7 protein-coding genes are annotated in these 12,731 nt (G+C 70.0%); all 7 read left to right on the top strand.

Translation table 11 applies throughout. The features are described 5' to 3' along the window. Positions 1-23: 23 nt before the first annotated feature. The 7 genes from IEZ27_RS50615 (at position 24) to IEZ27_RS50585 (ending at position 12,702) form a co-directional block, all read left to right on the top strand. Positions 24-593 (top strand): hypothetical protein, encoded by a 570-nt coding sequence (locus tag IEZ27_RS50615; protein WP_189653824.1) that lies wholly within the window; start codon positions 24-26, stop codon positions 591-593. Between the two features lie 94 nt (positions 594-687). Beyond that, a complete protein-coding gene (locus IEZ27_RS55405) occupies positions 688-3,549 on the top strand; it encodes a helix-turn-helix transcriptional regulator (protein ID WP_308427372.1) in 2,862 nt (953 codons plus the stop codon). 201 nt (positions 3,550-3,750) lie between these two features. Beyond that, a complete protein-coding gene (locus IEZ27_RS50605) occupies positions 3,751-7,689 on the top strand; it encodes a S8 family peptidase (RefSeq protein ID WP_189653823.1) in 3,939 nt (1,312 codons plus the stop codon). Between the two features lie 142 nt (positions 7,690-7,831). Beyond that, on the top strand, positions 7,832-8,143 hold the full coding sequence (locus IEZ27_RS50600) for a hypothetical protein (RefSeq protein WP_189653822.1): 312 nt from the start codon (positions 7,832-7,834) through the stop codon (positions 8,141-8,143). A gap of 262 nt (positions 8,144-8,405) precedes the next feature. Continuing rightward, a complete protein-coding gene (locus IEZ27_RS50595) occupies positions 8,406-8,702 on the top strand; it encodes a hypothetical protein (RefSeq protein WP_229825074.1) in 297 nt (98 codons plus the stop codon). Between the two features lie 657 nt (positions 8,703-9,359). Beyond that, a complete protein-coding gene (locus tag IEZ27_RS50590; protein WP_189653821.1) occupies positions 9,360-11,252 on the top strand; it encodes a CocE/NonD family hydrolase in 1,893 nt (630 codons plus the stop codon). A 208-nt stretch (positions 11,253-11,460) separates the two neighbouring features. Continuing rightward, positions 11,461-12,702 (top strand): serine hydrolase domain-containing protein, encoded by a 1,242-nt coding sequence (locus IEZ27_RS50585; protein ID WP_189653820.1) that lies wholly within the window; start codon positions 11,461-11,463, stop codon positions 12,700-12,702. Positions 12,703-12,731: the final 29 nt, after the last annotated feature.

Raw genomic sequence — 12,731 nt, 5'->3', positions numbered from 1 at the left:
CCGACCGACTCTGGCTCGCGGCGTTGGCGCGACTGATCCCCCGCCATCGATGGACGGAAGTCTTCCACGTCACCCCAGCAACGATCTTGCGCTGGCACCGCAACCTGGCAGCGCGGAAGTGGACCTTCACCGACAGGCGACGCCCGGGACGGCCCTGTACCCGCCGGGACGGGCCGACCGGGGGGCAGTTCCTGACCGCTCAAGCCCACGCGATCATCGCGTGTGACTTCCTCGTCGTCGAAACGGTGCTTCTCAAGCGGCCGTACGTGCTGGTGTTCATCGAGCACGGCACCCGGCGCCTGCACCTGGCCGGAGTCAGCAGACACCCGACCGGAGCATGGACCACGCAGCAAGCCCGCAATCTGGCCATGGACCTTGGCGACCATTTCGCCGGGCTTCGATTCGTGATCCACGATCGGGACCCGCTCCTCACCTCCGCCTTCCGGGAGGTCTTCCAAGCCGAAGGGCTACGGAACATCACCGCGCAGCCCACAACGACCTGTCATCCGTCCACCGAAAGCCCGTCATCACAGGCACGATCAACGAATACCACCACGTCGCCTGACCGCAGCTCAGATCATGTAACCCAATAATCGAGCGGCACAGCCCTGCCAGACCAGGGCTGAAACCGGGCGAATCCCGACTAGTAGGCTGAACCTCGTTCTGATCTCGAACGAGGCCGGTGACGTGACCCCCCGAATCGCCAGCAGCGCACAGATCGTCTCGCCGAAACTGGTCGCCCGGGCGACAGAGCTGTCCGCGCTGTTGTCCACGCTCGGCAGCCCCCCGGCAGTCGCGGTCGTCGAGGGCGAGGCGGGGATCGGCAAGACCCGGCTCGTCAGGGAGCTGACCACCGAGCTGGCCGGGACGCTGGTGCTGACCGGCGGCTGCGGGCACATCCGCGAGCCGTTCCCGCTCGGCCCGGTGCTCGAAGCGCTGCGCGGCACCGGCGAACGGCTGGCGGCCGTCTCCCTGTCACCGGTGGCGGGGGCGTTGCGGCCGCTGCTGCCCGAGCTCGCGCACGTCCTCCCGCTCGCCCCTGAGCCGCTGGACGACCGGGTCGGCGAGCGGCACCGGGTGTTCCGCGGGCTGGCCGAGCTGCTGGCCACCCTCGGCGCGGTGGTCCTGGTGCTGGAGGACATGCACTGGGCCGACGAGCAGACCGTCGAGTTCCTCGGCTACCTGCTGTCGGATCCCCCGCCGGACCTGAGCGTGGTCCTCACCTACCGCGGCGAGGAAGTGGGGGTCGGCGTGCGGGCGCTGACCTCCCGGCTGCCCACGGCCGTGGCCAGGACCCGGGTGGCGCTGACCCCGTTCGGCACGGCGGAGACGCAGGAGCTGGCCGCCTCGATCCTCGGCACCGCGCGCGTGTCCGAGGACTTCGCGCTCTACCTGCGGGAGCGCACGTCGGGCCTGCCGTTCGCGATCCAGGAGCTGCTGGCGCTGCTGCGCGCCCGCGGCAGCCTCGTACGGCGCGACGGCGGCTGGGCGCGCAAGACGATCGACGAGCTCGACGTCCCCGCCGGGGTGCGCGACTCGGTGCTCGAACGGGTCAGCCGCCTGTCCCCCGCCGCCCGCGCGGTGGTCGAGTCGGGCGCGGTGCTGGAGGCGCACGTCCCGATCGGTACGCTGCTGGCCACCTGCCGGATCCCGGCGGGCGAGGCGGAGACCGGGCTGGACGAAGCCCTCGAACGCGGCCTGCTGGTCGAGCGGTCGGGGCTGGTCGGGTTCCGGCATCTGCTGGCCGTACAGGCCGTGTACGGCAGCGTGCCGCTGTCGCGGCGGCGGGACCTGCACGCGCGGGCGGGTGCGGCGGTGGGGCGGCTCAGCCCGGTGCCGCTCGGGCAGCTCGCGCACCACCTGCGCCACTCCGGGCAACTGGACGCCTGGGTGTCGGCGGCCGAGCAGGCCGCCGACCAGGCGACCGCGCTCGGTGACGACGACGAGGCGGCGCACCTGCTGGAGGCGGTGCTGCGTGAGGCCCCGCTCGACCCGGTACGGCGGGCGGAACTCGCGGTCAAGCTCGGCTGGGCGAGCACCAGGACGCTGAAGGTGGTCGCCGAGCTCGACGCCCTGTCGGCGGCGCTCGCGCACGACCCGCCCCAGCCGCTGCGCGGGGAGCTGCGCTTCCTGTACGCGCTGGGTCTGGACCGGACGGCGGCGGAACCCCTGCTGCAGTGGAGGGCCTTCACCGACGCGGTGGAGTCGTTGGACGGGCGGCCCGACCTGCTGGCACAGGCGATGGTGGGGCTCGGCCTGCCGACGACTCCGGACGTGCCGCTGGCCGAGCACGTCGGCTGGCTGGAACGGGCGCTGGAGCAGCTGCCCGCGATCGATGACGCGCCCCTGCGCGCGTTCGTGCTGGGCAAGGTCGCCATGGTGCTGACGGCGGTGGGCGATCCCCGCTGGGCGGAGCTGTCGGACCGGCTGCTGGCGCAGACGGGCGGCAGGCCCGTGCACCGCAGGGAGGTGGGCGCGTTCAGCTCACTCGGCGAGGACGCGTGCTACGCCGGGCGGTACGAGATCTCCGACCGGATGCTCTCGGCCGCGCTGCTCGGGGCTCCGGGCTGCGACCTGACCCGGTGGATGGAGTTCGAATGCCGGGCGTCGTACGCCGTCCTCGCCTACGCGCGCGGTGCGTGGGCGGGCCTGCGGGAGGAGGTCGAATTCCTGTCCGAACGGCTGGCCGGGCACCCGCGCCAACTCGCCATCCTGGACATTGTCAGGGCCTGCCTGACGCTCGCCTCCGGCGAGGTGGAGGAGGCCAGGCTCGGGCTGCTCGACGTGGTGGGGCGGGCGACGCGGATGGGCGCGATCGACGTGCTGCCGATCGCGATGGGCGCGCTGCTCAGGCAGGGCGGCGAACCACCCGCCGGGGTCGCGGCGGCCATCGCGGTGTGGGACACGCAACGGCTCTGGCCGGTGGCCGTACGGGTGCTGCCGCCGCTGGTCGACGCGCTGATCACGGCCGGGCGCCTGGACGAGGCCGAGGCACTGACCGACCGGCTCGGCCGTGAGCTCGCCACGCTGGACGCGCCGCTCGCGCCACCGTCGCTGGCCCACGCCCGCGGCCTGCTGGCCGCCGCCGCGTCGGACCCGGCCACCGCATCCGCCGAGTTCCTGGCCGCGGTCGACGACTACGACCGGCTCGGCTGCCCGTACGAGGCCGCCCAGGCGCGCGAGCTGGCCGCCGCCGGCCTGTTCGCGCTCGCCGACGAGCGCGCCGCCGACCTGCTGAACGCGGCCCTGACCGGGTACGCCTCGCTCGGCGCCCGCTGGGACCTCGACCGTGCCTCCCACCTGGCCAGGCGGCGCGGCGTCCCGTCGCCGGCCCGGCACCGGGGCGGGCCGAGCGGCTACGGCGACGACCTGTCGCCCCGGGAGCGGGAGGTCGCGACGCTGGCGGCGACCGGGCTGACGAACAGGGAGATCGCCAAGGAGCTCTTCCTGTCGACGAAGACGGTCGACAAGCATCTCAGCGCGGCACTGCGCAAGCTCGGGCTGCGTTCGCGGGCCGCGCTCGCTCGACGGCTGGACGGAGGGGCATAGATGGGGATTTTTACCCATAGGTAGGTAGAGGGCGCGCCGCAGACGATGGGTGTCATGTCCGGAACCGATCCACAGCGTGCCCCTGAGCCGCCGGAGGAGGGCGACCAGGAGCCCGACGAGGACCCCGCTGCCCTAGCGCCCGATGACGGATGGGTCGACGTCTGACCGCCCGCCCGCCTGACCCACCTCCCAAGGAGCCCCATGCCTAGTTTCTCGCGCCTGTTACGGCGCGGATCCGCCGTCGCCGTCACCGCGGTGACCCTCGCCGGCTCGCTCTCCGCCGTCTCCACGCCGGAGGCGCTGGCCGTACCGGCCGCGCAGCCCGATCTGGACCAGTTGCCGGCGGGCACGCACAAGATCACGCTCATCACCGGCGACACCGTCACCCTGTCGGACCGGGGCGGCGCCCACCAGGTCGACGTGGACCCCGCCGCCCGTCCGGGCGGTCCGGCGCCCGCCTTCCTGACCAGGGCGACGCCCAAGGGCGTGTACGTCTTCCCGACCGACGCCATGGCCGCCGTGAACGCGGGCAACGTCGACAAGGAACTGTTCAACGTCGAGTACCTGGCCGAGAACGGCTACACCGACGCCGAGACCAAGCAGCTGCCGGTCATCGTCCAGTACCCCAAGGGACAGCGCGGGGCGAAGGCGGCGGCGGACGCCCTGCCCGCCACCACCACCGCCACCGACCTGACCAGCATCAGCGGCGCCGGACTACAGGTCGACAAGGCCACGGCCGGCGACTTCTGGAGCGCCGTCCGCGACGGTGGTACGGCCGCGCGCACCCTCAAGCAGGGCGTCACCAAGCTCTGGCTGGACCGGAAGGTGCAGGTCAACCTGGCCGAGAGCGTTCCGCTGATCGGCGCGCCCCAGGCCTGGGCCGCCGGGTTCGACGGCACCGGGGTGAAGGTCGCCGTCCTCGACACAGGCGTCGACACCAAGCATCCCGACCTGGCGGGCGTGCTCGCCGAAACACACTCGTTCGTCCCCGGCCAGGACGTGACCGACGGCCACGGCCACGGGACCCACGTGGCCTCCACGATCGCGGGCTCGGGCAGTGCGTCCGACGGGAAGAACAAGGGCGTCGCCCCCGGCGCCAAGCTGCTGATCGGCAAGGTGCTCGACAACGCCGGCCGGGGCGAGTCGTCCTGGCTCATCGACGGCATGGAGTGGGCCGCGAGCAGCGGCGCCAAGATCGTCAGCATGAGCATCGGCGGCGGCGTCAGCGACGGGTCCGACCCGATGTCGCAGGCCGTCGACGAGCTGACGGCGAGCACCGGCACGCTGTTCGTGATCGCCGCGGGCAACAACGGGCCCGGAGCACGGACCGTCAACACGCCGGGAACCGCCGAGGCCGCGCTGACGGTGGCGGCCACGACGAAGACCGACGAGCTGGCCGGCTTCTCCAGCCGCGGCCCCCGCCTGGACGGGGCGCTCAAGCCGGACATCGCCGCCCCGGGCTTCGGCATCGTCGCCGCGCGGGCCGCGGGCACCGCGATGGGCACGCCGGTGGACGACTACTACACCTCCGCCAACGGCACCTCGATGGCGACCCCGCACGTGGCGGGCGCCGTGGCGATCCTCGCCCAGCGCCACCCCGACTGGACGGCGGCGCAGTACAAGGCCGCGCTGATGAGCACCAGCAAGCAGGTCGGACTGACCGTCTACGAAGAGGGCGCCGGCCGGGTCGATGTGGCCAGGGCGGCCTCCCAGCAGGTCGTCGCCACCACCGCGAACCTGGACTTCAGCGACGGCAAGACCGCCACGAAGCAGGTCACGTACGCGAACCTGACGGACCAGCCGGTCACCCTCACGCTGACCCCGACGCTGTCCGACAGCAGGCGCAAGCCGATCGAGGGCGCGCTGAGCGCCGACAAGACCCTCACGGTCCCCGCCGGCGGCACCGCGTCCGCGACGGTCACGCTCGACGCGGCCGACCTCGGCTTCGGCGCGTACGGCGGCGCCATCACCGCCCAGGCGGGCGACGTACGGCTCAGCACCCCGGTCGGCCTCTTCATCGCGGGACCGAGGGTCACGCTCACCGTCAAGACGATCGGCCGGGACGGCGCCCCGCTGACCCCCACGGGACTCGACGTCATCAGCGTGACGGACTCGGACGAGGAGCCCGACGGCGTCGCCATCCCGGAACCGGGCGTGGTGACGATCCGGGTGCCTCCGAGCACCTACAGCGTGATGGAGCTGGCCAGCTGGATCGACGACGACTCGCGCACCAACTACGCCTGGCTGAGTGACCCGGAGGTGAACGTCACCGAGGACACCACGATCACGCTCGACCTGCGCAAGGCCGGCCAGGTGCGGTTCGGCACGCCCACTCCCGCCGGACCGCTGAACAACACCGTGATCGAGACCTACCAGCGCACGACGGAGAACGGCGCGCAGTACGCGGGCATGCTCGACCACAGCCCCTGGGACCTGGTGTGGGCCCTCCCCACCAAGCGCGTCACCAAGGGCACGTTCCGGTTCGCCCAGCAGACGATTCTCGGCCAGTCGGAGGTGAGCATGTCCCTCCTCGGCAAGGGCATGCCGGACATCCAGGCCGTCCCGGGGATGCACTGGGAGTACGAGGGGGTCGAGAGCCAGAACGGCCATCCCGGCTGGGTCCCGTTCACCGGAACCCAGGATCTCCCGGCGGTGAACGTGGGAACGGGCACTCCGGAGGAACTGGCCGCCCTCGACCTCAAGGGCAAGCTGGCGCTGCTGGAGACCGGCTTGCAGGCGAACATCTTCGGCACGGCCTGCGGGGTGCCGATCGAGGTGGTGCAGAACCTGCGTGCGGCCGGGGCCGCCGGTGTGGTGGCGTTCCCGAGTGCGCCGTCGGAGGCGATGCCCCGCTGCTCCCTGCCGCTGCCGATCTCGCAGACGCCGTTCACCGGTGAGCTCAAGGAGCTGGGGATCGCCAACGTGTCCCTGTCCGCCCGTGACGGCGCGGCGGTACGCGACCGGCTGACCAAGGGCCCGGTCACGATCCGGGTGACGGGAACGCCGGACACCCCCTTCACGTATGCGCTGAAGGAGTACCAGGAGGGCAGGATTCCCGAATCGCTGAACCACACCTACAAGCGCAACCAGCTCGCCCAGGTCGACGTGGTGCACGTGGCCCCGGACCCGGCCACCAAGTTCTCCGACCACCGCCTGGCCTGGAAGCAGGACGAACGCCTCCTCGTCGCGCAGGCCGTCGAACTCGGCACCTGGTCGGCCGTCGGTCCGCACACCCGGCGCGACTACGTCGGGCCGCTGGCGGCGGATGTGATGCAGCTGAACATCAGCGTGGCCAGGCCGTCGGACAACACCGTCGAGGTGAGCGACGCTCTGGACATCTACGACAAGCCGGTCCGCACCCAGCAGCGGATGTTCGCCGGACCGCGCACGCCCGGTGGTTACACGGCTCCGGACAAGGTGTACCGGGTGCCCGACCCCGCCAGGCCGTACCCGGCGACCCTGGGTCTGAACACCCCGTGCGACCTGTGCAGGCGCGGCGACCTGCTCTTCCCCGTCTTCCACACGATGAGGGTGAACGGCGGGCTCCAGCAGCACGACGACATGGGTGGGATCTACAGCTACACCTACCGTCTCACCAAGCAGGACGGGACCGACGTGCCGTTGACCAACATCAACCGCGTCCCCCTGTTCAGGCTGCCCCCGGAGAAGGCCACGTACCGGCTCTCGGCGACGAGCAAGACGATCAACGCCGTCTGGACGTTCACCTCGTTCCGTGCGGAGAAGGACACGGTGAAGCCCGGCCACATCTGTGCGGTCGTGTCCACCGATCCGTGCCGTCCCGAGCCGATGGTCACCGTCGGCTTCGACCTGGATGACACGCTCGACCTGCGGAACACCGTGGCCACCGGGCGCCACCGCTTCACCGTCAACGCGGGACACGGTCCTTCGCTGAAGGCGATGCCGAAGATCGCCGGGCTGAAGGTGTGGGCCAGCACGGACGACGGCAAGACGTGGAACCCGGTCCAGCTCTCGAAGAAGAAGGGCGACTCCTACACCGCGACCGCGACCTACCCGTCCCGTGACAACACCACGGGCACCGTCAGTCTCAAGGCGGAAGCCTGGGACACCGACGGCAACCGGGTGGAGCAGACGACGCTGAAGGCGTTCGGACTGCGCTGACGAAGAAGGAGCACCGCCCGGACCGGGGTCCGGGCGGTGCTCCTTGCCCGGCTTATGACGAGGTCATGCGCAGCCGATGACACGCGCCTGGTTCGTTTCGTGTCCCGCTCGGAAGCATGGTTTTATGCTGTGAGCTGGGTTTTTGCTGCGCGATCAGGACGGCGGCCGCCACCACGGCGAGGTGTTGTCGTCGCTCGTCCACCGGTTGGTGAGGGGCATATTCGGCCTGCCGGTGATCCTGATCCGTGCCGATCTGTCCAAGGACGTTGAGCTGCTTGTGCTCCGTCACGAGAACCAGGTGCTGCGCCGTCAACTCGGTGGCCGACTGCGGTGGGATCACGCCGAGGTTGGCCGGCGCTCGGTGGTCAACCCTCAGCAGGCCCGCGAACTGCTCACCGCGGTGACCTACTTGGGATGCTCACGCGGGCCGATGCCGGCCGCGATGTTCGCCTGACCCCAGAGCAGCAAGCGGTTCACCGACTCCGGGCAGGCCCACGATGAACCCGGCCTGAAGCACTGGGACGTGAAGCAGACCCACACCGTTCCCAGCGATCGTCAGATGAACGCGCCGGACGACTACGGAAGGTCGTCCGCGTCCAAGCGCCGCCGCGCCCAGATCTGTCGGGCAGAGCAGGCCCTGATCAATCCAGGTCCTCCCAGTCCCAGGGATCGGCGGCGGTCCCATCAGGTTCCCGCCCGAATCGGAACTGCTCTTGGTGATCATCGATCCCGCCGAACTCCTCGAACAGCCCTGCGGCAGGCAGCCTCTTGGCCAGTGCCCGCACCTGGTCCCCAGCCCCAGCCATCCGCACGGCGACGGCTGGACCCTGCACCAGCTTCGCCACAGCGCGCTCCAGCACCTGGCCCAGGCCGGCCGAACCGCGCCGGAACTGCAGGCCAAGTCCCGCCACCAGCAGCTGTCCAGCCTCGGCCACTACGTACGACTCGGTGAGGAAACCTCCGCCCGCATCACCGCCGAGCACGCCCCTGCGGCTCGGCGACGCAAGCGCTGAAGTCGGGCTTTCCTGAACGACCGGCGAGTTGGTCGGTGCCAGCGCCAAAATCCGGTCCGATCCTTCCCGGGGTCCTCCCCTCTCGCCCCGCACAGCTATTCGGTGTTGCTATGTACCGGTAGTCAGTGTTACTTTCTACCGGTACATAGCAACACTAGATAGCAAGACGGGGCTGTTCCATGGGAGGCAGGTGACGGAGATGCTGAAGGGAACGTCGGAGGGCGTCGTCCTTGCGGCCCTTTCGGCCGACCCGCCGTACAGGTGATGACCACCAACCGCATGACGCCCGAGGAGACAGCCCGCGCGCACCTATCGCGCCGACTACGCCTCCATCGACCGGTTCGGCCGGGACGACGAACCCGGGCCTCAGGCCGTCCTCGACTTCTGGGCCACGCTCCACCGGGCACTCGACGACAGACAGTGAGCCGAGCTTCCTGGCCCTGTCCGCCCGTGCCCCCTCGATGATCTCGCCGGCGACGCCGCCCTTGGGCCGGCGCCGGTCGCCTACCCACCACGCCCCTCCTCCTTCACAGCCCGGCGGCACACTCGCCGCCATTTCAGCGTGCTCCGCGAGCCGTCGCCGGAGCTCCGCACCGACACGCCGAACCGCACCATGCCGCTATTGATCGGCAACCATCAATCCCCGAAGGGAAGCACATGTCCAACGCGCGACGGCGAGGGTTCCTCGCCGCAGTCACACTCGCGATCCCGCTCGTGGTCACCGCCGCTCCCGCTGCTTCCGCGAAGGCGGGGCCGAAGATCGAAGTCTCCGGCGGAGTGACGCAGCCCGTCTTCTCCTACCAGGACGCCATCCGTGAGCACGTCCGGGTGAAGTCGACGGTAGACAGTGACAACGACGGCAAGAAGGATCTGATCCGGGTGGACATCATCCGGCCGAAGGAGTCCGGCTCCGGGCTCAAGGTCCCGGTGATCATGCACGAGAGCCCCACCTTCGACGAGCCGGGCGCCGGCTACGAGAATGACCACAAGAAATACGACGCGAGCGGGAACGCGACGAAGTTCCCGCTGTATTACGACAACTACTTCGTGCCGCGCGGGTACGCGTTCGTGTCCGTCGACATGGTCGGCACCAGGTTGTCCGACGGCTGTCCGACCTCCTACGGCGCTCCGGACGTGCTGGGCGGCAAGGCTGTCATCGACTGGCTCAACGGCCGGGCGACCGCCTACGACGACAAGGGCGAGCCGGTCGAAGCCACCTGGACCACGGGACGCACCGGAATGATCGGCCACTCCTATGAGGGAGCGCTCGGTGTCGGGGTTGCCGGCACCGGCGTGCAGGGGCTGGAGACGATCGTGCCGCTCGCGAGCTACACCAACGGCTACGAGGCAAGCCGCATCAACGGCACCATCTCCTGGTTCAAGGGCGTTCAGGAGTTCATGGCCAAGCGGTTCGACACCGATCCGGACGAGAAATGCGCGGCTGAGCACCAGCGCCTGCAAGAGGGCGAGGACGACGCCACCGGTAACTACAACGCCTTCTGGGACGAACGCAACTACCGGACCGGGCCGATCTCGAAGGCACGCAACATCCACGCCAGCGTCTTCGCCGTTTACGGCATGCAGGACCGGGCCGTGGTGGGCAGCCAGTTCGCCCAGTGGTGGGCCATGTTGCCCCGGAACGTGCAGCGCAAGGCATGGGTGACGCAGTACGGCCACCTCGACCCGTTCTGGGCCCGCCGCGAGGTGTGGCTCAAGACCCTCAACAAGTGGTTCGACCACGAACTCATGGGCATCTCCAACGACATCATGCGCGAGCCACGCGTCGACCTTCAGCTCGGCCCGAACCGGTGGATCAGCCAGGCCGACTGGCCGGCGCAGGGACGGATGACGACCCTGCGGCCGCAGCAGAACGGCTCGCTGGGCCGCAAGCCCTCGACCGGCTCCGGCACCTATCTCGACACCGCCCAGACCGAGATCGCGATGGCCGACAACCCCGCCATCATCTCCCCCGACCGGCTCGCCTTTCTGACTCCGGCGCTGAAGACGCCGATGCGGCTGTCCGGAACGCCGTCGGTGAGCCTGAAGGTCAAGCTCGACAAGCCCACTGCCAACCTGGGCGTGCTGCTCGTCGACTACGGCACCGACACCCGCATCAACTACCGCGAACGCACCGCCACATCCGCAGAGGGCCTCAAGTTCCTCGACGGCAAGGACTGCGTCGGCCAAGGCACGGCCGACGACGACGGCTGCTACCACAAGGTCGGCGACAACACGGCGACCACCTCCTTCCACGTGGTCACCCGCGGACTCATGGACGCGCAGAACCACAAGTCACTCAGCCGCCAGACGCCGCTGACGCCGGGCAAGTCGTACCAGATCACCTGGAAGACGCTGCCGCTGGACTACGAGTTCAAGGCCGGACACCGGCTGGGCCTGATCCTGACCGGAACCAACGACGACTTCAACATCGACGAGACCGGCCAGGGCGGCGCAGACGACGCGGAACCCGGCACCGGGGCCAAGGTCACCGTCGATCTGGCCGGCACCTCGATCTCGCTGCCGGTGGTCACCGGCACGTCCATCAAGTAAGAGCAAGATCGATCTTCGCCTACGGTCGCGACCGACGTGGCCGTGACCGTAGGCATGACATCCCAAACGCATCCTTTCCCCGCGCGTGCGCGCAAGCAGCTGACCGACGCCATCGCGCGTCGCCATCTGAGACCGCCTGGCTCCCGGCTCTTGTACGCGCCGCGCCGGGACAGGTCTTGCAAGATCGAACACTGTGCAAAGGAGATTCATGATGGGACACAGCAAGAGCGGCTTCTCCAAGACCGGGCTGGCCAGACTGCGCGACGTGCTGGCACGGCATGTCGAGTCCGGGAAGGTCCCCGGGCTGGTCGCTCTGGTCAGCCGGGGCGAGGAGACCCACGTTGAGACGATCGGGACGATGCGCCATGACGGTGGCGCGCCGATGCGCCGCGACACCATCTTCCGGATGGCCTCCACGACCAAGCCGGTCGGGGCGGCGGCGGCGATGGTGCTGGTGGACGAATGTCGGCTGCGGCTGGACGACCCGGTGGATCCGTGGCTGCCCGAGCTCGCCGACCGGCAGGTGCTGACGCGGCCCGACGGACCGCTGGACGACACGGTGCCGGCGCGGCGGCCGATCAGCGTGCGGGACCTGCTCACCTCCACCAACGGGCTCGGCATGGACATGACCGCGCCGGGCACCCCGATCATGGGCGCGCTCTTCGAGCGGGGTGTCTACGGCCAGGAGGACGGATGGCTGTTGCCCGCGCCGGACCCGGATGAGTGGATGCGCCGCCTGGGCACGTTGCCGCTGATCTGCCAGCCCGGCGAGCGGTGGATCTACAACATCAGCAACGACGTGCTCGGCGTGCTGGTGGCCAGGGTCACCGGCCAGTCGTTCGAGGAGTTCCTGTGTGAACGCATCTTCGACCCACTGGGCATGAAGGACACCGGCTTCCACGTGCCCGCCGACAAGATCGACCGGCTGCCGCCGCTGTACGCCCCCGACTGGCAGACCGGAGAGTTCAACGTGGAGGACCCTGCCGAAGGGGGACACCACAGCACACCTCCGGCGTTCCAGTCCGGCGGCGGCGGACTCGACTCCACCGCCGACGACTACCACGCCTTCTTCCGGATGCTGCTGGGCGGCGGGATTCACGACGGCGAACGCATCCTGTCCCGGCCCGCCGTCGAGCTGATGACCACCAACCAACTTCCGCCCGAGCAGCTGGCCGCCCGAGTGGCCTTCGGCCGCGACTCCGTCCATCGGGGGTACGGCCTGGGGCAGCACGGCGGCTGGGGCTTCGGCATGGCGGTGCGCACGTACCGGGGCGACTACGCGCCCGTCGGCCAATTCGGCTGGGACGGCGGCAGCGGCACCACCGTCTACGCCGACCCGCACCACCAGCTCGTCGGCATCCTGCTCACCCAGACCGGCATGTCCACCCCGGATTCGGCGCGAGCCATCCACGACTTCTGGACCACGCTCTACCAGGCCATCGACGACTGACAGCCCATCCTGCCTGGTCGAGCCGGTCC

Origin of the sequence: Nonomuraea spiralis (assembly GCF_014648435.1) — a bacterium.
GTDB classification, from domain to species: Bacteria; Actinomycetota; Actinomycetes; order Streptosporangiales; family Streptosporangiaceae; genus Nonomuraea; species Nonomuraea spiralis.
This window is presented reverse-complemented; position numbering and strand designations above follow the sequence as displayed.